Raw genomic sequence first — 26,213 nt, 5'->3', positions numbered from 1 at the left:
TACCGCCGCGCGGGCGGCCCGCCGTCGCGGGACCGGACCGCGGCGACCATGATGGGTCCCGGGACGGGCCCCCGGCCGGGACGCCCGACGTCACCGCGAGGAGGGGCCGCGATGACCGGTACGAGCGCGAGCGGGCCGACGTACCCACGGGTCGTGCAGACGGTCCTGGACACCACCGACCCCCGGTCGCTCGCGGAGTTCTACCGCGAGCTCCTGGGCCTGCGGTACCGCGACGGCGACGAGCCGCCCCCGCCCGGCGAGCCCGACCCGAACGGCGAGGACTGGCTGGTCCTGCAGGGCGAGGGCCGGTGGCCGCTGGCGTTCCAGAAGGTGCCGGAGCTCACGCCGCCGACGTGGCCGGACCCCGAGGTCCCGCAGCAGCTGCACCTCGACATGACCGTGCCGGACGCCGAGACGCTCGACGCCCAGCACGACCGGGTCCTGGGGCTGGGGGCGCGGCTGCTGTTCGACCGCCGCGACGACCCGGACGAGCCGCTGCGCGTGTACGCCGACCCGGACGGGCACCCGTTCTGCATCTTCGTGGGCTGAGCCCCGCGCGGACGAGGCGCCTCACGCCGCCCGGGGCACGGACGGGCGCGTCGCCCGCACCGCCGCCGCGACCGGCAGGGTCAGGCCGATGACCACGACCGCCGCCACGAGCGAGCCGACGACCACCGGGTCCACGACGGGCAGCGGGACGCCGAGCAGCCCCTGCCCGACGCCGAGCAGCGCGGGCAGCACGCACGCCGCCCCGACGAGCAGCGCGGTCGCCGTGGTGAGGCCCGACTCGAGGGCCACCATCCGCAGCAGCTGCCGGCGGGTCGCCCCGGTCCGGCTCAGGAGCGCCAGCTCGCCCCGCCGGGAGGTGACCAGCGACACGAGGGTGTTGGCGGCCGCGACGGCGACGAACGCGAGGAGCGCGAGCAGCAGCGCGGTGGACAGGCCCTGCTCCGCCGCGGCGGCCTCCCGCACGGAGCGCGCGTAGCCGTCGACGTCGGTCGCCGTCAGGCCGGTGGCCTCGACGGCCTCGCGGACGGCCGGGACGTCGGCGGCGGTGTCGGCGCGGACCAGGAGCGTCGCGCCGGGGCCGTCGACGGGGGCGACCCCGGCCGCGTCCCCGACCAGGTAGTCGCCCAGCCCGAGCCCGCGCTCGTACACGGCGACGACCGTGAACGTGGTCAGCTCACCGTCCAGGCGCACCTCGAGCGGCTTGCCGACCCCGGTGCTGCCGAGGGCGGCCTCGCTGCTCACCGCGATGGTGCCGGGGCTCGCGAGGTCGGCGAGCGAGCCGGAGCGCACGTCGGGGTCCACGAGGTCGCCCTCGACGGGCACGGTCCGCAGCGCCGTCGCCTCCCACGACAGGCCGTCCAGGAACGGCATGTCCTCGTCCTGCGCCTCGATCCGCACCTCCGCCGACACGAGCGTGGTGCGCGCGGCCTCGGCGACCCCGGGCGCCGCGGCGACCTCGGCGGCCTGCTCCGCGGTCACCGGGCCCTCGGCCACCAGGTCCGCCGTCAGGGCGTCCCGCACCTGCTGCTCGGCGGCGTCGACGACCGCACTGCTCACCCCGGACTGCACGGTCCCGAGCGCGAGCAGCAGCGCGAGGGGGACGACGGCGCCGGTGAGGCGGCGGGAGAACCCGCGCGCGTTGGCGAGGGCCAGGGTCGGTGCGGCGGCCGCGCGAGGCCCGAGCAGCGACAGGCCCCGGACCGCTGCCCAGCGGACCAGCAGCGGGCCGAGCAGCGCCGCGGCGATGATCAGCAGGAACGCCGACGTGGTGGCCGCGGCGCTGCCCATCACCCCGGGCAGGAGGAACGGCACGAACGCGACCGCGAGGCCGCCGGCCGCGAGCACCAGGGCGGTGGTCCGCCGGCCCGCGGAGATGCCGGTGGGCTCGGCGGCGGAGCGCTGCACGGCGCTCGCCGGGCTGAGCCGCGCGCTCTCCCGGCCGGCCAGGCGGGCGCCGAGCAGCGCGGTCGGCACCAGCAGCGCGAGCGTCGCCAGGACCGGCCACGGCGTGACGGTCGTGCTGAACCCCGCGGGGACGATGCCGCCGGACTCCAGCACCCCCGCGAGCAGCGGCGCGAGCAGCAGCCCCGGGACGGCGCCGAGCGGGGCCGCGACGGCGAACACCAGCAGGACCTCGGCGGTGACGAGCTGCCGCACCTGGCGGGTGGTCGCCCCGACGGCGCGCAGCAGGGCGAACTCCCGGGCGCGGGGGCGCAGCGCCCCGGCGAACGTCGAGGCCACCACGAGCAGCGCGATGAGCACGGCGGTCCCCGCGAACGACGACGCGACGGTGACGAGCAGCGACGCCGCGGGGTCGTCCGACCCGGCCGCGAGCCGGATGCCGGCCTCCACCCAGGCGCCGGTGGCGGTGAGCAGCGCGGCCGCGAGCGCCACGACCAGCGCGCTGCCGGCCATGCTCGCGCGGTGCACCCGCACGGCGGAGCGGGCGGACGTCCAGACGGCGCTCATCGGCCCAGCTCGATCATCCGGGCCGTGACCTGCTCGGCGGTCGGCGCGTCCAGGTGCCCGGCGAGGCGCCCGTCGGCGAGGAACACCACGCGGTCGGCCGCGGCGGCGACCCGGGCGTCGTGCGTGACGAGCACGAGCGTCTGCCCGAGCGTCGTGGCGGTGCTGCGCAGCACGTCCAGCACCTGGGCGCCGGTGTGCGAGTCGAGCGCGCCGGTCGGCTCGTCGGCGAACACGACGGCCGGCCGCGTGATCAGCGCCCGCGCGATCGCGACGCGCTGCGCCTGGCCGCCGGAGAGCTCGCCCGGCAGGCGGTCCGCCATGTCCTCCAGCCCGACGGCCGCCATGAGGTAACGCCGCAGGTGGGCGTCGGGCTCGCGGCCGCCGAGGAGCAGCGGCAGCGCGATGTTCTCCGCGACCGTGAGGTGCCCGACCAGGTTGTAGGCCTGGAACACGAACCCGATGCGGTCGCGCCGCAGCCGGGTCACCGCGTCCGGGGACATCGTGGTCAGGTCGGCGCCGCCGATGACGACGCGGCCGCTCGTCGGGGCGTCGAGCCCGGCGGCGCAGTTCAGCAGCGTGGACTTGCCGGAGCCCGACGGGCCCATGATCGCGGTGAACGAGCCCGGGGCGAGCGCGAGGGAGACCCCCGCGAGCGCCTGGACGGTGCCGCGGCCGTTGGGGTAGGCGCGGCGGACGTCGTCGAGCAGGACGGCGGGTGCGACTCGCTCGGCGGGGAGGCCGGGGGGCGGGTCGGTGGGCAGGTCCGGCCGGTCCGGCGCGGGGGTGGTCGGGGAGGCCGGGATCGGGGTGGTCATGGCGGGGCTCCTGGTCTCGGGGGACGTCTGGTCCATGCCCTCGACGCTAGGAATCGCCGGTACCCGCCCTCCAGCCGCCTGCGACGGAACTCCACGGCCTGCATCCTTCGACGCAAGGCCTCCGCCGCGCGGCAGGTCGCGACCCGCTCAGTCGTCCCCGGGGACCGTGACCACCCGGTTCTGGTACGCCCACACGACCGCCTGCAGCCGCGACCGGACGCCCAGCTTCGGCATCATCCGCGCGAGGTGCGACTTCACGGTCGACACCTCGACGACGAGCTCCGCGGCGATCTCCTCGTTCGACATCCCGCGGGCCAGCAGCAGCAGGATGTCCCGCTCGCGCGCGGTCAGGACGTCCGCCCCGCGCTGCAGGGTCACGGGCTGCAGCCGGCGGCGCCCGGCGAACTCCCGCAGCACCCGGTGCGTGAGCGCCTGGTCGAGCGTCCCGCGGCCGGCCGCGACCTCCCGCACCGCGTGCACGATCGTCTCGGGGTCGGCGTCCTTGAGCAGGAACCCGGACGCGCCGGCCTCCAGCGCGCCGAACACGTAGTCGTCCAGGTCGAACGTCGTCAGCACCAGCACCGGGACGGGGTGCTCCACGTCGGGCCCGCACAGCTCCCGCGCCACGCTGATCCCGTCCCGCCCAGGCATCCGGATGTCGAGGCACACGACGTCGGGCGCGGTGCTGCGGGCCAGCGCGACCGCCTCCTCGCCGTCGGAGGCGACGCCCACCACCTCGATGTCGTCCTCCGCCCCGAGCAGCGCGGACAGCCCCGCCCGCACCAGCGCCTGGTCGTCGGCGATCAGCACCCGGATCACGGGGTCTCCTCCTCGTCGGTCGTGCGGTCGCGCGGGACGCTCAGCCGGACCTCCCAGCCGCCGTCCGGCGTCGGGCCGTGCCGCAGCGTGGCCCCGACCAGGGCGGCGCGCTCGCGCATGCCCTGCAGGCCGTACCCGCCGGACGACGGCGCAGCCGCTGCTGCGGCTGACGCGGCGGGCGCGCCGTTGCGGACGGTGAGCACCACGGCGTCCTGGGCGCGGTCGTCGACGGTCACCCGGCACGGCGCCCCCGGGGCGTGCGAGCGCGCGTTCGCCAGCGCCTCCTGCACCATCCGGTACGCGGCCAGCTGCGCGAGCGGGCCCACGCCGGCGCCGAGCGGGCCGCCCCCGGGCGCGTCGAGCACCTCCAGCGTCACGGCGTCACCGGCCGCGACCCCCGGCGCGGCGACCAGGCCCGGCAGGGCGGCGAGCGTGAGCGCGGAGGTCTCCGCGCCGTCGTCGTCGCGCAGCAGCCCGACCAGGCGCCGCAGGTCGGTGAGCACCACCCGGCTCTGGTCCCGCACCTGGCGCAGGCCCTGCCGCGCGGCGTCGGGGTCGGTGGTGATCTGCCGGTCGATGGCCGACGCCATCAGCGCGATGCCGGACAGGTGGTGCGCCGCGATGTCGTGCAGCTCCCGCGCCATGGCGGTCCGCTCGGTGGCCAGCGCCGCCTGCAGCCGCGCCTCGCCCTCGCGCTGGAGCGCCCGCAGCTCCCCGGCCTCCGCCGACCGCAGGGCCCGGCGCGACCCGACCACCAGCGCCGGCACCAGCCCGAGCAGCACGACGCCGACCGCCTGGCCGGCCGATGCCGCGAGCACGGCGACCGCCGGCGCCCCTGCGTCCAGCGGGCCGCCGCCGACGGCCGACGCGACCGTGAGCAGCAGCACCGTGCCGGCCAGCGCGGCGCGCACGCGCGGCAGGGGCTGGTCGACCACCGCCCGGTAGACCACCACCAGGACGGCCAGCGTGACGATCCCCGACACCTCGCCGGGCCGGGCGGCGGAGAGCAGCAGGGGCACCGCGCCGACGCCCAGCAGCGCCGCGCGCGGGGCGGGACGCGCCCAGGCGACGGCCACGGCCTGCGCGACGAGCGCCACCAGGACGGCCCACCAGCGGGCGGCGCCGACCGGCGGCAGGTCGGTGAGGGGCTCCGCAGGCTCCATCGCCGCGAGCGCCGGCAGGGCCAGCAGCCCGGCGACGCTCACCACCAGCGTCACCGCCGCCGCGACGACGTCCGGGCGGCGCGGTACGGCCCGCCGGGGGGCGGCGGCGGTCGGGGTCCGCTCGGGCACGTCGGGCATCGTCCCACGCCACCCCCACTGCGCGGGTCAGCCGTCGAGCGCCACCAGGGTCGCCGCCTCCGGGCCGAGGTCGCGCAGCCGGAAGTGGCCGTCCAGCACCGCCACCGCCGTCCACGGCAGCCAGTGCCGGTTCAGCCCGTACCCGCGCCGCGGCCCGAACCCCCAGTGCTCCTGCTGCCATCCCGCTCCGGCGAGGTCGAACGGCCGCTGCGCCGTCGCCAGCATCGCGAGGGACCCGTGGTGCACGAGCCGGGCGACCCGGGCGGGCCAGTCCGCCCCCGAGCGCAGTGCGAGCTCGGCGAACAGCGCGGCGTCCACCACCAGGAACCCGTCGGACATGGTGACGCCCGAGGTGATGAGCTGCAGGCCGACGGTGGACCGGCCGGGCTTCCAGTGCAGGTCCGCCCACGGCGCGTCCGCCGGCACGGGCAGGTCCACGAGGTGCACCCAGGACTCCGCGACCCGCGCGGCGTGCAGCGCGCGGTCCAGCCACCGGTCGTCACCGGTCCGCCGGTGCAGGGCGAGGAAGGCGCGCGCCGCCAGCAGCGCGCCCTCCTTGTCGACGACGTCCGGGTTGTCGAGCGTCGCGCCCGCGTAGGCCAGGCGCTCCGCGGCGCCGGCCCACGCGTGCTCGCCGGCGCGGACGGCCGCCTCGGCGTGCCCCGCGGCGACCAGGAACGGGACCACGGTCGCCGTCGCCGTCGGGGACTGCTGCAGCACCGTTCCCGTCCCCGCCCGCCACGCGCGCGGGAGCGACCCGTCCGGGCGCTGCTGGTCCACCAGGAACGACGCGCCGGCCAGGGCCCAGTCGCGCCACGCCACGCCCCGCGCCCCGGGCACGCGCTCGGCCGCCCGCAGCGCCGCGTGGCAGCCCTCCGCGACGGCGCGCGCGAACACCGCGGGCTCGCCGTCGAGGTCCCGGTACGTGGTGGGGACGCCCGACGCGAGGTCCCAGCCCTCCCCCGCGGGCGGGTCCAGGGGCAGCCGGGCGAAGGCGTCGAGCACGGCACGGCCCCGCGCGGCGAGGTCCGCCGCCTCCTCCGCCGGCGCCCGGTCCCCGAGCGCCCCGTCCCCGAGCGCCCCATCCGCGAGCGCCCCGTCCGCGAGCGCCCCGTCCGCGAGCGCCTCCGCCGCCCGGAGCAGGCACAGCCCCACGTCCGTCCCGGCGCCGACGAAGCCCATCACCGACGCCGACGCCCCGGGCACCGGGGCGCCGCGCAGCGGGTCCGACTCCAGCGCCACGCCGGCCAGCCCCTGGTGTACGGCGGCGCCCGCCCGGTCAGCGCGTGGACGATCGGCGGGCCGGACGCCCGGGCCGCCGGGGTCCGGGACGTGCTGGTGCGCGAGGACCGCCTGTCGGCCCCGCACCTGACCGTCCGGTACCCCGACGGTGTCGCGCTCACCGTGCACCGCGACGGCGGGACCCGGGCGACGGTCGCCGCCGACGGGGTCGACGAGCACGGCGGGACCCTCGTCGACGAGCGCGTCGACCTCGTGGCGCTCGGCGGCCGCGCCGGACCGGCCGGCGTGGCCGTCGGCGGCACGTACCCCGCGGCCGAGGGGGAGTGGACGTACACCAGCGGCGGCCTGCCGCTGACCGGGCTGCGGGCGTGGCGCCAGACGCTGCACCCGTTGCGGGACGGCCTCCGGCACGAGGTCGCGCTCGGCTGGACCGCCACGAGCGGCGGCGACCGGCTGGGCCTGCTCGCCCACGCGCGCGACCGGGCGTGGGCGCGGCACCGACCGGTCGCCGAGCCCGTGCCGGCGCGCGACTACGTGCTGCCCGTCGCCCGGGTGCTGGCGAGCCAGGTGCAGCGGCCCGTACCGGGCTGATGTGGAACAGGGTGTCGAGGAGCACGACGCCGCTGGCGTCGGTCGTCTCGGTGACCGCCTGCGCGGCGGCGGCGTACTCATCGAGCGTCTGCGGCGCCTTCGCGATCCCGGCCTGCTCCAGCAGGTCCGTGCGCGCCGCGATGCCCGAGTGCTGCAGGAACAGCGGGACGCCGTAGAGCTGGTCGTCGATGGTCCAGCCCTCGATCAGCGACGACGGGTACACCGACAGGTCCTTGCCGCTCTGCTCGACCCAGTCGTCGAGCGGCTCGATCACGCCCTCGTTCGCGTACTGCGCGATCGCCGCGGCGCCGTCCCACTGGATCAGGTCGGGCGCCGTGTCGCCGGCGAACTCCGTCGGCAGCTGGTTCAGCTGGTCGTCGTAGGTCGGGTAGACGACGGGCGTGATCGTGAGGTCCGGGTACTGCTCCTCGGCTCGGGCGATGGTGGCGCGCAGGTACTCGCCCCACTCCCCCTCGCCCGACCAGCCGATGGTGACCTCGCCGGAGATCTCGCCGTCGGACGCGGTGCCGGAGTCGTCGGATCCGCCGGAGCCGCACGCGGCGACGCCGACGAGCACGAGCGCCGCGGCGCCGGCCGTGACCACCGGACGGCGCCGGGACAGCGGGCGGGGCAGGGGTCGGGACATGGAAAGCCTCCTTGCCTTCATGAACTGCGGGGGGATGACGCGCGGCCCCGGGCGGCGCCGCGCGGGTGACTCTCGGCGGGCGGCCGTCAGGCGACGGGCAGCCAGACCCGCATCTGCGTCGGGCCGCGCTCGCCCCACTGGTGGTACGGGCGCAGCTCGACGTCGAAGCCGGCCGGCGCCGTCCCGGCCGTCCCGGCCGCGGCGCTCGGCGCACCCGCCGCACCGGCGGGCGCGGCCAGCCGGGTGGCGCGCACGACCGCAGAGCCGTCGGCGCCCGCGCGCGGCGCCTCCGCCGCGCGGAGGACGACCACGTCGTGCAGGTCGGTGCCCTCGGGCAGCGCGACGGACTCCAGGCAGAGGACCACCGGGCCCTGCTCGACCGCGACGCAACCACGGACGGAGTCGACCCGCGGGTCGGGGTCCGTCCACCGCGGGGCGACGGGCAGGGTCAGCACGACCGTGGTCCCCGGCGCGAGCGGGCCCGGCACGCGGACGCTGTCGCCCTCGACCGGGAGGGTGGTGCCGTCCACCTCGGCGGTCGCGCCGGCGGCCCAGGCGGGGACCCGGAGCCGGAGCCCGACCTGAGCGGGCGCCTGCTCGACCTGGACCTCGACCCGCCCGTCGACCGGGTAGCCGGTGCGCACGTCGAGCGCGACGGGCGAGCCGTCCGCCGCGGTGGTCCGCACGGTGCCAGGCAGGTGCTGGACGAGCGCGAGCTCGTCGCCGTCCCACGCCGCCGCGTACGCCCCGAGGCTGGCGACGGTCCGGGCGACGTTCGTCGGGCAGCAGGACACGTGGAACCACGGCGCGCGCTCGCTGGACGCGGCGCGGGGGCTCAGGCCCTCGGGGTCCACCGGCGCACCGGCCACCCGCTGGTGCAGGGGGTTCGCGTAGAAGAACGCCTTCCCGTCCTCGGCGGGCGACGTGGCGACCACGTTGTAGAGCACGCGCTCGACCAGGTCGGCGTACCGCATCTCGCCCGTGGCCAGGAACAGCCGCCACGAGAACATGACGGCGGCGATGCCGGCGCAGGTCTCGGAGTAGGCGCGGTCCGGCGGCAGCTCGTGGTCGAGGCCGAACGCCTCGCCCGTGTGCCGCGAGCCCATCCCCCCGGTCAGGTACGTGCGGTGCGCGACCGTGGCCTCCCACTGGCGCACCAGGGCGGCGAGCAGCTCGTCGTCACCGGTCTCGACCGCGACGTCCACGGCCCCGGCCGCCAGGTACAGCGCGCGCACCGCGTGCCCGCGCAGCACCGTCGCCTCCCGGACGGGGACGTCGTCCTGGAAGTAGTCGCGGCCGAGCTCGATGTCCGCGAGCACGCCGTGGCCGCGGCGCTCGACGAACACCCGGGCCTGCTCCAGGTACTCCGGCCGGCCGGTCGCGCGCGACAGCTCCGCCAGCGCGACCTCGATCTCGGGGTGCCCGCACACGGACTCGATCCCGTCGGGGCGGAACGTCGCGACGACGTGGTCGGCCACGCGCAGCGCCGCACGGACCAGCTCGTCCTCGCCGTGCGTCCGCAGCCGCGCCACCGCCGCCTGGATCAGGTGCCCGGCGCAGTACAGCTCGTGGCCCCACTCCAGGTCCGTGTACCGGGCGGGCTGCCCCTCCCGGCCGAACTGGGTGCCGAGGTACCCGTCCTCGGACTGCGCCGCGACGACGCGGGCCGCGAGCGCCCGGTAGACCTCCTCGACGTGGGCGTCGCCGGAGCGGCCGGACTCCCACGCGAGCGCCTCGAGGATCTTGTACGTCTCGGAGTCGGCGAACTCGCGGCCCGCGCGGGCCCCACCCTCGCCGCGGGCGGCGGCGTCGAAGTTCGCCACCCAGCCGAGGCGCTCCAGCCAGGACACGCAGTGGTCCAGCGTCGCCTCGCGGTTCACCTGCTGGCGCGCACCCCAGAAGCCGCCCTCCAGCCGGACCTCGTCGATGCCGAGCGGCGCGCGGCCGCCCCGGCGGGGGGCGACGGGTGCCACCGGTGCGGTGACCGGGGACAGGGTCGTCGGTGTCATCTGCATCCTCGCTCGATTACCGAAATCGCTTTCGGAAACCGAAAGTAGACCCGCCGGCGGGGGTTCGTCAACGCGGCCCTCGGCGGCGGCCGGCTCAAGGCGGCCGCCACCCGCCGGGCCCCGGTCCGCCGCGGCGGCGGCCACGCGCGGCTCCGCTACGCTTCGGTGCGCAGGTCGACCAGCAGCAGGCACGAAGGGGGACGAGGCGATGGCGGTGGAGCCGGAGCAGGAGCGACGGGTCACGCTCGCCGACGTCGCACGCCTGGCGGGCGTGTCCCCGGCGACCGCCTCGAAGGCGCTGAACGACCGCGACGAGGTCCGGGCCGAAACACGCACGCGGGTTCTTTCGGCCGCGCGCACGCTGAACTTCCGCCCGCACGCCTCCGCCCGGCACCTCGCGTCCGGCCGCTCGCACACCATCGGCCTGATCACCCACGACCTCGAAGGCCGTTTCTCCATCCCGACCCTGATGGGCGCGGAGGACGCCGCCGGCACCGGGGACGTCTCGGTGCTGCTCTGCGACGCCCGCGGCGACGCGATCCGGGAGCAGCACCACCTCCAGGCGCTGCTCGGCCGGCGGGTGGACGGGCTGATCGTCGTCGGCGCGCGCACCGACCCGCGCCCGTCCCTCGGCCGGCTCGCCGTCCCGGTCGTCTACGCGTACGCCCCGTCCGAGGACCCCGACGACATGTCCGTGGTCACGGACGACGTCATGGGCGGCCGGCTCGCTGTCGAGCACCTGCTCGCGCTCGGCCGGCGCCGGGTCGCGCTCGTCGCGGGCGACGTCGGCTACCTGGCGGCACGCCAGCGGACCGAGGGCGCCACGCAGGCGCTCGCCGAGGCCGGCCTGGAGCCCGTCGGCGGGGCCGCCCTGTACGGGGCGTGGACCGAGGAGTGGGGCCGCACCGCCGCGGCGAGCATCCTGACGCACCACCCGGAGACCGACGCGATCGTGTGCGGCAGCGACCTCGTCGCCCGCGGGACGCTGGAGATCGCGCGCGAGCGGGGCCGCCAGGTGCCGCAGGACGTCGCCGTCGTCGGGCACGACAACTGGGACATCATCTCCGCGGGCGCCCGCCCCCGGCTGACCAGCATCGACATGAACCTCGAGGAGCTCGGCCGCCGGGCCGCCGCGCTGCTGTTCGCCGCGATCGACGGGGACCGGCGGCCCGGGGTCGACGTGGTGCCGAGCCGGCTGGTGCCGCGCGGGTCGACGGCGGGCTGAGGCGGGCGGGCCGGCGGGCACGCGACCGGGCTCACGGCATCGGGATCGTCTCCGACGTGGCCCGGCCGCGCGCGTCCAGCAGGTGCCCCAGGTGCTTGGTCGTGCGCAGCACCACCGACCGGTCGGCGATGGTGACGCCGGGCAGCCGCTCCTCGATGATCGCCTCGAGCCGGCCGACGTCCTGCAGCGTCCGGAGCCACACCGCGACGACCACGTTGTACTCGCCGACGGTGGTGACGACGAGCCGCACCTCGTCCATCCGGCCGAGCTGCGGGCCGACGCGCGCGACCATCGCCGCGGGCACCCGGAGGAAGTACCAGGCGTAGATGGGCCACGGGGTGTGCGCCCGGGCCACGTCGACGCGCATCACGAACCGGCCCGATGCGCGCATCGTCGCCAGGGCGTCGCGGGCGCGCCGCGGCGTCATGCCGGCCCGCGCGGCGAGCTCCGCGATGCCGATCCGCGGGTCCTCGGTGAGCGCCACGCTGATCGCCCGGCCCTGCTCCGGCCGGACGGTGACCGCGCCGCCCGTGGGGCGGGTGTCCAGCGCGGCGACCCGCGCCACCTCGTCCTTCGACAGCGCGCGCATCCGCCAGCTGCGCGCGTCGGTCACGACCTCGGACACCAGGTGCGTGCGCATCGCCCGCACGCCCGGGACGCCGCGGATCCGCTCCAGGGTCCACGACGCCACCGCCTCGGTGCCGGCCGCGCCGAGGGTCAGCATGATGTCCCGGCCGCCGGCGGTGAGGTCGATCGTGAACGCCTCGCGGTCGGCGGCGAGGGCGTCCGCCACCGCGAGCGTCTCGCCGGGGCTGCACTCGATCTCGATCAGGGACAGCTGACCCTGGTCCCAGCCGTAGCCGGTGACGTAGACCAGCCCCTCCTGCGTGAGCCGCGCCCAGCGCCGGGCCAGGGTGACGGGATCCGCCCCGAGCACCGGCGCGAGGCCGGACCACGGCGCCCGCGGGCTGATCTGGAGAGCGTGGATCAGGCGCTGGTCGAGGTCGTCGAGCGCATCTTCCTGCACAGAGCACCGCCTTGGAGTCAGTTTCCTGCAGTCTGCCCCATCGTCGTGACCGGCGCTCCTAGCGTCACGCCACCTCGTCGGCCCGTCCTCACAGGAGACCTCATGACCGCCTCCGCACCGCCCGGCACCACCGCGCCGGCCCGCACCGCGCTCCGCGGCGTCGTCGGCTTCCTCGTCGTCATGGAGCTCGGCTCCGGCATGCTCCAGGGCTGGTACCCGGTGCTGCTGTCCGCCATCGGCACGGAGTTCGGCGTGACCGCCGCGACGCTGAACTGGGTGAGCGCGGCTTACATGCTCGCCACCGTGGTGTGCGTCCCGATCATCGCGAAGCTCGGCGACAGGTACGGGCACAAGCGGATGCTCACCATCGCCGCGGCGCTGGTCGCGGTCGGCTCGGTCGTCGTCGCGCTGGCCCCCAGCTTCGGGGTGCTGCTGCTCGGACGCGCGCTCCAGGCCCCGCTGGCGGCGTTCCTGCCGCTGGAGTTCGCCATCGTGCGGGACAGGGACCCGAAGTCCGCGGGGCGGTCCATCGGCAAGCTGGTCGGCGCCCTGACCTTCGGGGCGGCGATCGGCTCGCTGGGCGCCGGCATGCTGTACACCGCCGTCGGCGACCTGCGCGCCGTCCTGTGGGTGCCGGCCGTGTTCCTGCTGCTCTGCGTGCCGGTCGTCGCGTTCCTGGTCCCGGAGTCCCGGGTCCGCGCCCGCGGCACCACCGACTGGCTCGGCGCGGCCCTGCTCGGCGTCGGCCTGCTCGCGGTGCTCGGCGGCATCTCGAACGCCCCGTCCTGGGGCTGGACCAACCCGGTCACCGCGGTCGCCGTCCTCGGCGGGATCGCCCTGCTGGTCGCCTGGGTGGCCGTCGAGCGCCGGGTCGCCCACCCGCTGATCGACGTGACGCTGCTGGTCCACGGGGGCATCGGCCTGCCGATCGTGATCGCGTTCCTGTTCGGGGCGCAGCTGTTCGGCAGCCAGACCGCGTCCACCGTGTTCCTCCTCAGCGACCCGGACGTCGTCGGCTTCGGGCTGGGACTCACCTCGGCGGCGGTCGGCGTCGTCTCGCTCGTCGTGGCGCTCGCGGCGTTCGTCGCGGCCAGCGTCGGGGACCGGCTCGCGACACGGGTCGGCGTCCCCGGCGCCGTGGCGCTCGGCGGCGTGCTGCTGGCCGTCAGCTACGCGGGGTTCCTGCTCGGCTCCGGCTCCGCCCCGCTCGTCTTCGCGGCCATGGTGGTCGGCGGCCTGGGCAACGGCGTGCTGATCTCCGTGCTGCCGACCATCGTGGTCAACCGGGCCCCCGCCGACTCCGTGGGCATCGCGTCGGCGCTGTACAACACGTCGCGCACCGCCGCCGGTGCCGTCGCCGGAGCCGTCTTCGCACTCCTGATGGCGAGCTTCGTCGCCACCTTCGGCTCCGGCGACGCGGCGGTCACGACCACCTCGTTCACCGGCTACGTCGCCGTCTGGGGCGTCTGCGCCGCCGTCGGCGTGGCGATCACCGTCCTGGCGCGGTTGCTCCGCTCCCCGGCACGCGCCGCGGCGCCCACCGAGCCCGCCGCCGTCGGGGTCGCCCCCGCCGCCACCGTCCCCGCCGTCCCCGCAGGAGAGCACGCATGACCGTCACCACGTCCGCCACGTCCGCCACCGACACCACCGACGCCGCCGGGCCCGCCCCCATCGACGCCGCGGAGGCCCGGCGCCGCACCGCCGAGGTCGTGCGCCGCTGGGAGGACCGGCTGGTCGAGATCAGCCACGAGATCCACGCGCACCCGGAGACCGCGTTCGCCGAGCACCGCGCGGCCGGTCTGCTGGCCGGCGCGCTCCGCGACGCGGGCTTCGACGTCACGGTCGGGGCGTTCGGCCTGGACACGGCGATCGAGGCGACGGCGGGCTCCGGGGAGCTCGTGGTCGCGGTCTGCGCGGAGTACGACGCCCTGCCGGGCCTCGGGCACGCGTGCGGGCACAACATCATCGCGGCGGCAGGGCTGGGCGCGGCGGTCGCGCTGGCGTCGGTCGCCGACGAGGCGGGGATCACCGTGAAGCTGCTCGGCACGCCCGCGGAGGAGCACGGCGGCGGGAAGGTCCTCATGCTCGAGGCCGGCGCCTGGGAGGACGTGACGCTGTCGCTGATGGTGCACGGCTCCCCCGGCGTCGACGTCCGCTGCGACGACTTCACGTCGCAGGCGGTCGACCGGTTCGAGGTCGTCTACACGGGGCGGGCCGCGCACGCGGCGGCGGCGCCCCAGGCGGGGGTCAACGCGCTGGACGCGGCCACGATCGCCCTGACGTCCATCGGGCTGCTGCGGCAGCAGCTGCCGGGGACGGTGCGGACGGCCGCGGTGCTGACCTCCGGCGGCGAGGTCACCAACATCATCCCGGCGCGCACCGTCGTGCAGGCCGAGGTCCGCTCGTTCGACCTGGACGAGCTGCGCGACGCCAAGCGCCGCGTGCTCGCGTGCTTCGAGGCCGGCGCCGTCGCCTCGGGCTGCACGTGGGAGCAGCGCCGCACCGAGCCGCGGTACGACCCGCTGCGCCAGGACCCGTTCCTGGCGCAGGCGTGGAACGAGGCGCTCGCGGACCTGGGGCGCCCGACGGTCGCGTTGAGCGGCGCCGCGGGTGGCTCGACCGACATGGGCAACGTCTCCCAGGTCGTGCCGTCCATCCACCCGGCGATCGCCGTGCACGGGTCGGTCGCGGCGCCGCACACCGTCGGGTTCGCCGCCGACGCGGTCTCCCCGGCCGCCGACGCGGCGGTCCTCGACGCCGCGACAGCGCTCGCGTGGGCGGCGTGCGCGGCCGCGCTCACGCCGGAGGCCCGTGCGGACCTGCTCGCCCGGCAGGCCGCGCGGCCGGCCGGCGCCACGACCACCCCGCAGGGGGACGAGTGACGGCAGCAGGCGTCGCCGCGCGCGAGGATGTCGGCGTGTACGTCTCCGCGCTCGAGCTGTTCTCCATCGGGATCGGCCCGTCCTCGTCGCACACCGTCGGCCCGATGCGGGCGGGTGCCGACTTCGCGCGGCGGGCGCTCGCCGCGCTGCCGGGCCGGGTGACGCGGGTCGGGGCGGTGCTGTACGGCTCCCTCGCCGCCACCGGCCTCGGCCACGGCACGCCCGACGCGCTCGTCGCGGGGCTCGCGGGGCTCGCGCCGGAGACGTGCGACCCCGCCGCGGTGCGCGGCGCCTGGTCCGGCCACGCCGCCGGCAGCCCCCTGCTGCTCGGCGGCGTGCTGCCCGTGCCGTTCGACAGCGCGGACGTCGTGCTGGAGCCGCGCGTCCGGCGGCCGGGGCACCCGAACACCCTCGTGCTGCGCGCCTGGGCGGACGCGGCGGACGAGCCCGCGCTGGAGAAGACGTACGAGTCCATCGGTGGCGGGTTCATCCGGTGCCTCGGCGACGAGCCGCCGGTGTCGGACGGCGGTCTCGCCGGCGGTGCGGGCGCCGCGTCGTTCCGCTCCGGCGCCGAGCTGCTGGCCCTGTGCCGCGACGGCCGGACGGTCGCCGACGTCGCGTGGGCGAACGAGACCGCACGCCGCGACCCCACCGACGTGCGCGCCGGGCTCGACGCCGTGTGGGCGGCGATGCGGGCGTGCGTCGACGCGGGGACGGCGACGGAGGGCACGCTGCCCGGGGGCCTGCGGGTCCGGCGCCGGGCGGCCGCGATGCGCGCGAGCCTCGAGGCCGCCGAGGCGGAGGGCCGCCACGTGCAGGCCGAGTGGCTCCAGGTGGACGCGCTGGCGGTCAACGAGGAGAACGCGGCGGGCGGCCGGGTCGTCACGGCGCCGACCAACGGCGCCGCCGGGATCCTGCCCGCCGTCCTGCACCACTACTGGCGGACGGAGCCGTCCGCGTCGACCGACGGCGTGCACCGGTTCCTGCTCACCGCGGCCGCCATCGGGTCGCTCATCAAGGCGAACGCGTCGATCTCCGGCGCCGAGGGCGGCTGCCAGGCGGAGGTCGGGTCGGCGTGCGCGATGGCCGCCGCCGGGCTGTGCGCGGTGCTCGGCGGGACGCCCGAGCAGGTCGAGAACGCCGCCGAGATCGCGATGGAGCACCACCTGGGCCTCACCTGCGACCCGATCGCCGGCCTCGTCCAGGTCCCGTGCATCGAGCGCAACGCCATCGCAGCGACCACGGCCGTCACCGCGGCTCGCCTCGCCCTGCACGGGGACGGCTCGCACATCGTCTCCCTGGACGCGGTCGTCGAGACGATGCGCCAGACCGGGGTCGACATGAGCGACAAGTACAAGGAGACGAGCCGCGGCGGGCTCGCGGTCAACGTCGTCGAGTGCTGACCGCGGGCCGACGCACGCCCGCTACTTCACCGCCCCGGACGTGATGCCCGAGATGATCTTGCGCTGCGCGAGGACGAACGTGATGAGCAGCGGCAGGCTCATGACGAGCACGTACGCGAAGATCAGGTGCCAGTTGTTCAGGTACAGCCCGGCCGACGCCACGTTGTACAGGTTCAGCGGAAGCGTGTCGACGCGGCCTCCGACGACGAAGAACGCGTAGAAGACGTCGTTCCAGATGTACAGGCAGATGAGGATCGTCGCGGTGCTCAGCACGGGGACGAGGAGCGGCAGGATCATCGTCCGGAACACCCGCAGCGGCGCGGCGCCGTCCACGCGAGCCGCCTCCTCCAGCTCGTGCGGGATCGTCCGGATGAACCCGGTGACGAAGAAGATGACGGTCGACATGTACATCCCGACGTAGACGCCGACCATCCCGACGACGGTGCCGGCGAGGCCGAGCTGCCGCAGGAGAAGCACGATGGTCACGACCGCCGGGGGCAGGACGATCCCGGAGATCGCGAACGCGTACAGCGCCGAGGACAGCCGGGACCGGCGCCGGGCCAGGATCCACGAGGCGAGGGAGCCGAGGACCAGGACGAGGAACACCGACGGCACCATGATCAGGAGCGACCCGCCGAACGCGGCGGGGACGTGGCCGTCGCGCCACACCTCGCCGAGGTTCTCGAACAGCTGCCACCTGCTGGGCAGCGCGAGGTCCGGCTGCAGCGCCTCTGCCTGGGACTTGCCGGCGGTGACGACGATGATCCACAGCGGCAGGGCGATCAGCAGCAGGACGGACAGGATCACGACGACCGGCTGGATACGACGCCAGGGGCCGGTGCGGCCGCCGACCGGCGCGCGACGCCGGCGGCGGGTGGTGGTGCTGGTGCCGTGGGCGGCGACGATGCTCACAGGACGTCCTCTCGGCGGCGCAGCATCCCGATGACCGGGAACGCGAGGGCGACGACGACCAGGAACAGCACGAGGCTCATCGTGGTCGCCTGGGCGAACAGGCCCTGCCCGAAGGTGCGGAAGATGAAGATGTTGAGCAGCTCGGTCGACCGCGCGGGGCCCCCGGCGGTCGTGGCCTGCACGATGTCGAAGCCGTTCATCGAGCCGAGCAGCGCGGTTGCGACGTTGAACGTCACGGCCGGGGCGATCAGAGGGAACCGGATCCGCCGGAACTGGGTCCACGGGCCGGCTCCGTCGAGGCGGGCGGCCTCCATGACGTCCTCGCTGATCGTCTTGAGCCCGGCCATGTAGATGAGCATCGGCAGGCCCATCCACTTCCAGGCGTGGATGATCGCGACGACCAGGAGCGTCCACGAGGTGCTGCCGAGCCAGGCCGTGGTGACCTCGTCGCCCGTGATCCAGGACAGGATCGCGTTCAGGGCGCCGTCCGGCTTGAGGATCGCCTGGAAGACGTACCCGACGGCGAGCGCCGACATGATCACGGGGATGAAGAACATGGTGCGTGCGAACCGGTTGATCCGGGTGTCGCGCTCCAGGAGCAGCGCGAGCAGGAGGCCGAACAGGTTCTGCAGGATCGCGACGAGCACGGCGTAGCCGAGTGTCACGCGCAGAGCACGGCCGAGGTCGCCGTTCTCGAACAGCCGCGTGACGTTGTCCCAGCCGACGAAGCCGATCTCGGCCTTGAAGCTCGACCAGTCGGTGAACGAGTAGACGAAGTTGAACAGCGTGGGCAGGAAGAAGAACACGCCGAGCAGGACGAAGGCCGGTGCGGCGAACGCCCAGGGGTGGTTGCGCGCGCGGCGGGCGCGGTTGGCTCGCGCGGCGCCTGCCGGCTCGCCCGGTGCGGGTGCGTCGGCGGGCCCGCCGGGCCTGCCGCGGGTCTCGGTGCTGGTGCTCATGGGTGTCCTCGATCCCGCGGAGGGCCGCCCCCGGGTGGCGGGCGGCCCTCCGCTGTCGGTCAGAAGCCCTCGACGCCCTGCGCGGCGGCGAGCTGGGCGAACTGGTCCTGGGTCTGCTGGGCGACCTGCTCCGGGGTGAGGGCGCCCTGGATCATGTCCCCGAGCCGCAGGTACAGGTCCGGGTTCGCGACGGCCTCGACCTGCATGGACCCAGCGGCCCCGTCGAGCGCCTCCGCGACGGAGACCAGAGCGTCCGGCACGGTGGCCGGGGTCTCGACCCCGGGCTGCAGGGACACGGTCTCCTGGTCGGCGACGAAGTCCGCGTAGCCGTCACCGAGCCAGAAGCTCAGCAGCTGCCGCGCAGCCGCCTCGCGCGTCTCGTCGCCGGTACGGAACGCGACCAGGGCGTTCGCCTGGTCGGGCACGAACGTGCCGACGTTCCCGTCGGTGGAGATCGGGAAGAAGCCGATCTTCTCGTTCAGCTCGTCGGTCTCCGCGAGCGACTGCAGCTGACCGAAGAACGAGTTCACCTGCATGACCATCGCGGCCTCGCCCGCGAGCAGCGCCGCTCCTTGGTCCTCGAACGTCGCCGTCGTGATGTCGTCGTTGAAGAGGCCCTCGCCGATCAGCTCGTGGTACCCGGTGATCGCGTCGATGATCGGAGGGTCCGCGAAGGTGGTCTCGGCGTTGTTGACGTCCTGCCACAGGCCGTCCTTCGACGCCTCGGCGAGCGGGGCCTGGACCCACCACTGCGTCCCCCACGGCGAGCCGGCGTTGCCGCCCATCTCGAAGAAGGGCGTCACCCCGCTGGCCTGGATGGTCCGCGCGGCCTCGACCAGCTCCGCCCAGCTCGTGGGCGTCTCCGACACGCCGGCGTCCGCGAGGACCTGCTTGTTGTAGTAGACGCCGATGACGGCAGGCGTGCTGATCAGCGCGGCGTAGCGTGTGCCGTCGTAGGACCCGGTGAGGTCCACGAGGGCCGGCTCCATGTCCTCGAGCCACGGCGCGTCATCCAGGGGCTGCAGGTTCTGCGGGGCGTTGATGCCCGCGAGCATCGAGGCGGTGGGCTGCCAGAACGCGAGGTCGGGCTTGTCGCCGGTCGCGATCTTGGTCTGGATGCTCTGCTCGTACGGGTCGGTGATGGTGACCACGTCGACGCTCGCGCCGGTCGCCTCCTCGAACGACTCGACGACCGCGTCCGGCACGGTGTTGGAGTTCTGCGCGGCCCAGATGGTCAGCTCGACACCGGACAGGTCGGCGTCCCGCGCCGGCCACTCGGCGGGACCGCCTGAGCCGGCCGAGCCGCTACCGGCGCCAGGGTCGGAGCACGCCGTGGCGAGCAGGCCGACGGCCACGAGGACCGCGGCGAGGGTGGGGGTCTTCTTCATCGGTTCTCCCTTGAACGGATGCCGGCGACGCCGGCGGGCATCAGACGTGGTGATCAGTGACGGCGCACGCGGACCACGCGTGCCTGGGGCTCCTCGGCGGTGCCGGGCACGACCACGCGGACGCGGCCATCGTCCTGGCGGACGAGCTCCCACGGGTCGCCCGGCGGGCTCGCGGGGAAGGCGATGTCGAGCTCGCCCGGGGGCAGGTCCAGCACGACCTCGCGGTCGCCGCCGCGGCGCCACACGACGGCCAGGGTCTGGTCCTCGTCGGCGAGGGCGGACGAGACCCACGGGTCCGTCCAGCCGGGCAGGCCGAGCGGCCACGCCGGGCGGGCGCGGTGCAGCCAGCCCTCCTCGGCACGCGCGAACCGCACGGCCTCGGCGACGAGCCCTCGCTGCTGCGCGTCCATCCTGTCGAGGTGCCCGGACAGGTACAGCCGGCCGGCGAGCCCGGTGCAGAGCGTGAACACGTTCTGCTCCACGGTGAGCTCCGGCTGCGGGTACGCCCAGTTCGCGGCTTGCTCGGGCAGGATCGACACGAGGGCGCCGGAGGCGATCGGCGGGTAGAGCAACGGGTTCTGCTGGTCCGAGGTCGACTGCAGCGTCGAGACCGAGAGCAGTGCGTCGTCGGCGCGCATCGCGCCGGACGCGCAGTTCTCCACCTGCAGCTGAGGGTGCCGGTGGCGGAGCCCGTCGATCCAGGCGGCCTGCGCGCGGTTCTGCTCGAGCAGGCCGTCGCCGACGCTGTCGGCGTCGCGGTCGGTGCCGGCGCCGGGCGTCACGTTGTAGTCGAGCTTGAGGTAGCCGACGCGGAACTCGTCGACGAGCCGGTCCACGACCGCGTCGAGCCGCTTCACGACGTCGGCGTGCCGGAGGTCGAGCAGGTACCGGTCGTGCTCGACGAGCCGGCGACCGCGGCGCAGGAGGAACGCCTCGTCGGGCAGCAGCTCGGCAAGGGGGCTCCGGACGCCGACGACCTCTGGCTCCAGCCACAGGCCGGGGACCATGCCGCGGTCGAGGATGCGGTCCGTGACGACCCTGAGGCCGCCGTCCGGGAACCGGCGCGTCGACGGCTCCCACAGGCCCACGGAGTCCCACCAGTCGCCGCCGTCGTCGTACCAGCCGGCGTCGATGCAGAACACCTCGGCCCCCACCGACGCTGCCGCGTCGACCAGCGGCAGCAGCTTCGCGGTGGTCGGGTCGCCCATGACGGTGTTCATGTAGTCGTTGAAGACCACGAACGGCTCGCGCGGCCGGGGCGGCACAGGCCGGGCTGCGGCGACCGCGGCGTGGCGGTGCCGCCGGGCGTCGGTGAGCCCCGCCACCGCGTCCTGCCATCCGCCGGCTACCGGCACCACGGTGACCGGCACCGTGGTGAACTCCTCATCGGGCTCGAGCGTGCGCAGCCAGTGGTGGTCGACGTCGGTCGGGCCGAGGGCGACCACGGCCAGCACGCGCTGGTCGTCGGTGCCGAGACGCTCGCTCGCCTCGAACCGCCAGGCGCCGTTGTGCTCGATCTGCCAGCCCAGGGACAGGTCACCCGCGACGGTGGTCAGCACACCGCTCGGCACCCGCGTGCCGCTGGACCAGGTGCCGGCACTGGCGACGACGTGCGCGCCGCGGCCGTCCTGACGCTGGTGCCGGACGAGGTCGAGGTCGACGAGGCCGCCCTGCCCACCGAGCGGCACGCGCTCCCAGCGGTTCTCCCCCACCCACTCGTTGGTGCCCTCGACGGACACCACGTCGGCGGGCGGGCGGGAGCCGAGCGGCGCGCTCAGCGCGACCGAGCTGACGGCCTGGAGGTGCAGGGCCTCGGATCCGCCGTTGCGCACCGTGGTGACGGCGCGAACGGCAGGACCGTGCAGCGTGAGCAGGGTAGAGACGCGCAGCCCGCTGCCTGGGTCGGTCTGGACGACCTCGACGGCCCGCTCGACACCGTCCCGCGCGGGGTCGACCGCGGCGGTGTCGCGGACCTCGGCCACCCGCAGGCGAGCGCCGACGGCGGTGGCGGTGTGCCGCAGGTTGCCGCTGGCGCGGCCGTGGCCGACGGCCAGCACCTCCACGAGGGGCTGCACCGCACGCGGCGCCAGGTCGGCCGGCGTGGCCGTCGCGGCGCCGCCGACGAGCGACGCAGGGCGGTCGTCCGCCCAGATCAGGTGGAGGGCTGCGGTGCCCTCCCCGAGGAGCAGCGTGCGCAGCTCCGCAGAATCGCGAGTCATCCTCGACCTCGTTCTCCGTGCCCCCGACGGGGCGACCGAGGTCCATGAAAGCGCATATCAAAGACGAACGCAAGAACCCAGGCGACCCCTGCCCGACGCAGGTGATCGACGCTTTCAGCGGCGCAGGCTCCGATGCGGACCGGAGGACGCCCTGACCACCAGGTCCGGCACGAGGCGGGCCGAGACGACGTCGCCGTCACCGGAGCGCAGCTCGCCGAGCAGGCGGACCGCCTCGCGGCCCAGCTGCACGAAGTCCTGGCGCACGGTCGTGAGCGAGGGCGCCCAGAGCGACCCCAGGGGATGGTCGTCGAACCCGACCACCGAGACGTCGCCGGGCACCGCGCGGCCGTTGTCCTGCAGTGCCCGCATGACACCCATCGCGAGCTCGTCGTTGCCGCACAGCACGGCCGTGACGTCGGGGTCGCGCGCGAGACGGAGACCCGCCTCGTACCCGGACATGGGCGCCCAGCCGGCGCGGACGGGCGGCGGGACGGGCGCGCCCGCCGCTTCGAGCGCCTCGCGCCAGCCGACGAGGCGAGAGCTCTCGCGGCCGGCCGACGGGATGGCGAGGTGGTGCACGGTCGCGTGGCCGAGGTCGAGCAGGTACTGCGTGGCGGCTGCCGCTCCCACGCGGTCGTCCATGTAGGCGTGCGGCACGGTGTCGTCCGTGCGGCTGCCGGCTGCCAGGGCGACGAGCGGCACCCAGTCCGGGACCGCCGCGAGCGCAGCGGCCCCGGGCGGGTCGTACTCCAGCACGACGGCGCCCGCGATCGGCTGGCTCAGCGCCGTGTCGACCGCGGCCTCGACGACCTCGCGGTCGTCGGTCTCGACGACGCAGATCATCACCATGTGCCCCGCGGCACGGGCCGCCTCCTCGATCCCCTGGATCGTGGAGGCGTACCCGTACCGCGTGGTGTTGCTGGTGATGATCGCGACCATCGGGAGGCTGCCGGCGGCCAGGGCCCGGGCGGCGCCGTTGCGACGGAACCCGAGCTTCTGGATCGCGGCGTGCACGAGCGCCTCGCGCTCGGGGCTGACCCGCGTGGACCCCGTGAGCACCCGCGACACCGTGGGCACGCTGACGCCGGCCTCACGCGCGACGTCGGCGATCGTGGGCTGCTTTCCGGGGACGGGTCGGGCCACAGCGACAACCTAGGCGATCGGGCCGGGGTGCTCAGCCACGCCGTTCCCACGGTCCGCGCGGGTCGCCCGGCTCCTGGTCGCGTGTCCACCACCGGGCCTCGTACCTCAGCCCGTCGTGGACGACGACGTCGCCCGCGGTGAACACGCGCGACGCCGTCCAGACCGCCGTGCCGCGGGAGTCCGTGCGGATCTCCTGCCACGGTCCGTACGGGTCGCCCGGCTCCTGGCGCTGCGTCCACCACGACGCGACCGACTCCGCGCCGTCGTGCGCGACCCGGTCGCCCTCGGCGTAGGCGGTCGCGGCGTCCCACTCCGCGAGCCCCTCGCCGCCGACCGGCACCGTGGTGGGCGTCCCCGTCGACAGCGGGGCGACCTCGATCCGGTCGAGGTCGGGCGCCCACCCGTCGGCGCGCCCGAGCTCGAGGGCAGCGTCGCCGGTCTCCAGCTCCACCAGGAAGGTGCGCTCCAGGAAGGACGTCCACGCGTAGGTGTAGCGCAGGTAGGCGTGCCCCGCGGACCCCTGAGCCCCCTCCTCCCAGACGTCCAGGCGGCGGTCGACCACCTGCGGGTTGTAGTCATGACGGCCGCTCACCTCGGCGTTCGCGAACCGGACGGTGACCGCGTACGTCCCCGGCCGGTCCACGCCGGGCGCACGGTCGAGGACGACGGCGTTCTCGCGGCCCTGGCCGATGCTGCCGGCCCCCGCGGAGCCGGACGCGTTCGACCCGGTGCCGGCGGCGAAGGTCGTCGCGGCCGCGGCGCCCCGGAGCCTCGCGTCCTCCGCCTCGACGACGAGCGCCGCACCCGCGTCACCCGTCGCCCGGGTCGCGAGATCACGCACCACGGCGCCCTGAGACGACTGCAGCTCGACCTCGTTGATGCCGTGCGCGAGGTGGAGCCGCGCGGTGGAGGACCAGGTCCCCGCGCCGGGGGCCTCCAGCATCGCGACCGGCGCCCCGTTCACGGTGACGTCGACCGTCGTGGCGCCGGTGGACGAGTAGGTCACCGTCACGTCGTGGTAGCCCGACGCCGCGGCGTGCACGTACGCGTCCGCGCGCGCGTCACCACCCGGCAGGGCGGCCCAGCCGCGGGTGCCGTCCTGCCACGTGAGGCCGGCGCCGCCGGCGAGGCGGAGCGTGGAGGCCGGGTACGTCGTCGGCTCGCCGTCCGTGACGTCGGTCAGCGAGAACGTGTCGAGCGTGATGTCGGCGTTCGGCAGCAGGGTGCTGCCGTCCTCGCTGGCGCGCAGCGAGAGCACGTGCCGCCCCGCGGTCAGCGCGACCTCCAGCTCGGCCGACCCGCGGTACTGCCAGCGCGACGTCGCGTTGAGGGCGAGGTCGGCCGCGTACTGCACCGTGCCGGCGTGCGCGTCGTCGACGAAGAGCGCGTGCCTCCCGGGCACGCCCGGAGCCGCGCCGACCACCTCGAACCGGTACGTGCCGTCCCGCGGGACGTCGACCGTCCACTCCGCCCGGGACGTGACCCGGTTGAACGAACCGACGTCCTTGCCGTGGGACGCGAGGAACTTCCAGCCGCCACCCTGCAGCGGGTCCTGGGTGTAGACCTGCGCGTCGGTCAGCTCCGTGTCCTCCGCCTCGACCGAGGTCCGGAAGACGGGATCGACCGCCACCTCGCGGTCCTGCGCCGGGGTGACGACGACCTGGTAGCCGGCGTACCGGTCGTAGGTCGGCACGGTGAGATCGAGCGACCCGCCGGACACGGGAACGTCCTGCGCCGCCTGGATCACACGCGGCGCGCCTGCGACGCCCTCTGCGCCCGTGAGCCGCACCTCGCGTACCTCGACGTCCACGGCGTCGCCGAACACCGCCGGGTCGAGCCCGACGAGATCGACGGTCACGTCCCGCGACCCGCCGCCGTACAGCACGGTGGCCCGGCGGTTGTCGACGTCGACCGCGCCGATGCCCTGCAGCGTGTCCACCGTGTCCAGGGCCGGCGGGGTCACGGCGACGGTCTGCGCCCCTTCGAGGTCTCCGTACCACTTGAACATCCACCAGCCGCCGTTCGCGGCGTTGGCACGGGCGCTGTTGTCCGACAGGTTCCCGGCGTAGTTCCAGTACGCGACCTGGCCGTCGATCTTCAGGTCCTCCATGATCGAGAACCACTGGATCAGCTGACCCGGGGTGCTCATGTCGCGGAGCATCCCCCACTCCGTCACGTTCACGTGCAGCGGGTCCAGTCCCAGGCGCCGCTCCAGGGATCGGTACGCGTCGTAGTTGCCGCGGAACGTCGCCAGGTTGTCGATGCCGAGCTCGTGCCAGATGAACACGTCCGGCACCGTCCCCGACGCCATGGCGTGCCGCAGGAACGCCTCGGAGCGCTCGGGCTGCCAGCGGGTGTCGCCGGGGCCCCCGATGCGGGCGTCCCCGAGCCCGTGCGCGTCCCAGACCTCCTGGATGACGCCGTGCACGGCATCCCAGTCGTCGAGGAACGTCTGGCCGAGCGCGGACCAGTCCGCGTACCAGTTGCCGCCGTCCGGTTCGTTGAACGGGATGAACACGTAGTCGCCCGGGCGGTCCGACTCGGTGGCGACAGCCTCGGCGACGATCCGGGTCACCTCCAGGAAGTCCCAGATCCCGTTCGGCGTCTCGGTGAACGCACCGGTCGCCTGGTCGTACGTACGCGTGTCACCCGGCCGCTGACCTCCGTGGTACGGCCAGTCCGGGTAGTAGTCCTGCACGTAGATGTAGAGGTCCTGCCCGTGCTTGTCGAAGAACCCGTCCTCGATCTGCAGGGCGTCGCCGGACGGGTGCTGCGTGCCGAACGGAGCCTTCTGCGAGACGTTCGTGATGTGCGCGCCGTTGATCAGCGCCTGCGTGGGTGCCCCCTCGTCGCCGAGCCCGTACAGCGCGCCCGAGGCGCCGCCGCGGAACTCGCCGGTGGTGCGCGCCAGGTCCACCTCCAGCACGTCGGCGTCGGCGTCGACCGCCGACGCGGGCAGTGCGCCCAGCAGTCCCGCGCACAGCCCGAGAGTGGCCGAGGTGGCCAGCCAGCGTGGTGCTCTCCTCATCGAGACATCCCCTTCGCAGTAGGGACGAACACCCCCGGGCACGCCGCAGCACGCCGGTGTGCTGGTGGGTCCGTCACGGACGCCGTCCATGAAAGCGCATATCAGACACGAGGACAAGGAGTGAGC

Annotated in this window: 19 protein-coding genes and 1 pseudogene; 6 read left to right on the top strand and 14 right to left on the bottom strand. The window is 75.3% G+C overall.

Annotation, left to right across the window (positions count from 1 at the left end):
* Window positions 1–111: 111 nt before the first annotated feature.
* Entirely contained in the window at window positions 112–549 is a 438-nt protein-coding gene (locus QNH85_RS13060; protein ID WP_282947058.1) for a VOC family protein, read from the top strand.
* A 21-nt stretch (window positions 550–570) separates the two neighbouring features.
* Here QNH85_RS13060 and QNH85_RS13055 read toward each other — a convergent pair whose 3' ends face one another.
* From QNH85_RS13055 to QNH85_RS13035, 5 genes are all read right to left on the bottom strand, one after another.
* Window positions 571–2,478 (bottom strand): ABC transporter permease, encoded by a 1,908-nt coding sequence (locus QNH85_RS13055; protein ID WP_282947056.1) that lies wholly within the window; start codon window positions 2,476–2,478, stop codon window positions 571–573.
* On the bottom strand, window positions 2,475–3,329 hold the full coding sequence (locus tag QNH85_RS13050) for an ABC transporter ATP-binding protein (RefSeq protein WP_282947055.1): 855 nt from the start codon (window positions 3,327–3,329) through the stop codon (window positions 2,475–2,477). The genes QNH85_RS13055 and QNH85_RS13050 overlap by 4 nt, the downstream gene beginning before the upstream one ends.
* 111 nt (window positions 3,330–3,440) lie before the next feature.
* Window positions 3,441–4,112 carry a response regulator gene (locus QNH85_RS13045; RefSeq protein ID WP_282947054.1) on the bottom strand — a complete coding sequence of 224 codons (672 nt, stop codon included), beginning with the start codon at window positions 4,110–4,112 and terminating at the stop codon, window positions 3,441–3,443.
* Entirely contained in the window at window positions 4,109–5,404 is a 1,296-nt protein-coding gene (locus QNH85_RS13040) for a sensor histidine kinase (protein ID WP_282947053.1), read from the bottom strand. The genes QNH85_RS13045 and QNH85_RS13040 overlap by 4 nt, the downstream gene beginning before the upstream one ends.
* Before the next feature lie 36 nt (window positions 5,405–5,440).
* Entirely contained in the window at window positions 5,441–6,655 is a 1,215-nt protein-coding gene (locus QNH85_RS13035) for a hypothetical protein (RefSeq protein WP_282947051.1), read from the bottom strand.
* A gap of 15 nt (window positions 6,656–6,670) precedes the next feature.
* On the opposite strand from QNH85_RS13035, the gene QNH85_RS13030 reads away from it, so the two are divergent.
* Window positions 6,671–7,246 carry a hypothetical protein gene (locus QNH85_RS13030; RefSeq protein ID WP_282947049.1) on the top strand — a complete coding sequence of 192 codons (576 nt, stop codon included), beginning with the start codon at window positions 6,671–6,673 and terminating at the stop codon, window positions 7,244–7,246.
* 91 nt (window positions 7,247–7,337) lie between these two features.
* On the opposite strand, the pseudogene QNH85_RS20040 reads toward QNH85_RS13030, so the two are convergent.
* Both QNH85_RS20040 and QNH85_RS13020 read right to left on the bottom strand, forming a co-directional pair.
* Window positions 7,338–7,892: pseudogene (locus tag QNH85_RS20040) on the bottom strand (ABC transporter substrate-binding protein); the annotation flags it as partial.
* An 86-nt stretch (window positions 7,893–7,978) separates the two neighbouring features.
* The gene (locus QNH85_RS13020) at window positions 7,979–9,901 is read right to left on the bottom strand and encodes a glycoside hydrolase family 127 protein (RefSeq protein WP_282947045.1); all 1,923 of its coding nucleotides are present in this window, start codon (window positions 9,899–9,901) and stop codon (window positions 7,979–7,981) included.
* 208 nt (window positions 9,902–10,109) lie between these two features.
* Between QNH85_RS13020 and QNH85_RS13015 the strand changes: the two genes are divergently transcribed.
* Window positions 10,110–11,126, top strand: a complete 1,017-nt coding sequence (locus QNH85_RS13015; protein WP_282947044.1) for a LacI family DNA-binding transcriptional regulator — start codon at window positions 10,110–10,112, stop codon at window positions 11,124–11,126.
* A gap of 31 nt (window positions 11,127–11,157) precedes the next feature.
* Here the strand turns inward: QNH85_RS13015 and QNH85_RS13010 are convergent, their stop codons facing one another.
* The gene (locus QNH85_RS13010; protein ID WP_282947043.1) at window positions 11,158–12,153 is read right to left on the bottom strand and encodes an Lrp/AsnC family transcriptional regulator; all 996 of its coding nucleotides are present in this window, start codon (window positions 12,151–12,153) and stop codon (window positions 11,158–11,160) included.
* A gap of 102 nt (window positions 12,154–12,255) precedes the next feature.
* Here QNH85_RS13010 and QNH85_RS13005 point away from each other — a divergent pair, with 102 nt between their 5' ends.
* From QNH85_RS13005 to QNH85_RS12995, 3 genes are read left to right on the top strand one after another with little or no spacing between them, the layout of a single operon-like run.
* A complete protein-coding gene (locus QNH85_RS13005; RefSeq protein ID WP_282947041.1) occupies window positions 12,256–13,764 on the top strand; it encodes an MFS transporter in 1,509 nt (502 codons plus the stop codon).
* On the top strand, window positions 13,761–15,035 hold the full coding sequence (locus QNH85_RS13000) for a M20 family metallopeptidase (RefSeq protein WP_282947040.1): 1,275 nt from the start codon (window positions 13,761–13,763) through the stop codon (window positions 15,033–15,035). Before QNH85_RS13005 ends, QNH85_RS13000 begins: the two co-directional genes overlap by 4 nt.
* A gap of 35 nt (window positions 15,036–15,070) precedes the next feature.
* The gene (locus QNH85_RS12995; RefSeq protein ID WP_282947039.1) at window positions 15,071–16,438 is read left to right on the top strand and encodes an L-serine ammonia-lyase; all 1,368 of its coding nucleotides are present in this window, start codon (window positions 15,071–15,073) and stop codon (window positions 16,436–16,438) included.
* Between the two features lie 21 nt (window positions 16,439–16,459).
* On the opposite strand, the gene QNH85_RS12990 is transcribed toward QNH85_RS12995, so the two are convergent.
* The 6 genes from QNH85_RS12990 to QNH85_RS12965 form a co-directional block, all read right to left on the bottom strand.
* Window positions 16,460–17,350, bottom strand: a complete 891-nt coding sequence (locus QNH85_RS12990; protein ID WP_282947038.1) for a carbohydrate ABC transporter permease — start codon at window positions 17,348–17,350, stop codon at window positions 16,460–16,462.
* A complete protein-coding gene (locus tag QNH85_RS12985) occupies window positions 17,347–18,309 on the bottom strand; it encodes a carbohydrate ABC transporter permease (protein WP_282947037.1) in 963 nt (320 codons plus the stop codon). The genes QNH85_RS12990 and QNH85_RS12985 overlap by 4 nt, the downstream gene beginning before the upstream one ends.
* 59 nt (window positions 18,310–18,368) lie before the next feature.
* Window positions 18,369–19,697, bottom strand: coding sequence for an ABC transporter substrate-binding protein (locus QNH85_RS12980; protein ID WP_282947036.1), 1,329 nt, complete (start codon window positions 19,695–19,697; stop codon window positions 18,369–18,371).
* A 53-nt stretch (window positions 19,698–19,750) separates the two neighbouring features.
* Window positions 19,751–21,916, bottom strand: a complete 2,166-nt coding sequence (locus QNH85_RS12975; RefSeq protein ID WP_282947035.1) for a glycoside hydrolase family 36 protein — start codon at window positions 21,914–21,916, stop codon at window positions 19,751–19,753.
* Between the two features lie 114 nt (window positions 21,917–22,030).
* A complete protein-coding gene (locus QNH85_RS12970; protein ID WP_282947033.1) occupies window positions 22,031–23,059 on the bottom strand; it encodes a LacI family DNA-binding transcriptional regulator in 1,029 nt (342 codons plus the stop codon).
* Between the two features lie 31 nt (window positions 23,060–23,090).
* Window positions 23,091–26,087, bottom strand: coding sequence for a carbohydrate-binding protein (locus QNH85_RS12965; RefSeq protein WP_282947031.1), 2,997 nt, complete (start codon window positions 26,085–26,087; stop codon window positions 23,091–23,093).
* Between the last annotated feature and the right edge of the window lie 126 nt (window positions 26,088–26,213).

It is taken from the genome of Cellulomonas endometrii (assembly GCF_949769265.1).
Classification (GTDB): domain Bacteria; phylum Actinomycetota; class Actinomycetes; order Actinomycetales; family Cellulomonadaceae; genus Cellulomonas; species Cellulomonas endometrii.
Note: the sequence above shows the minus strand (reverse complement) of the source record. Positions and strands in the feature narration are given on the sequence as shown.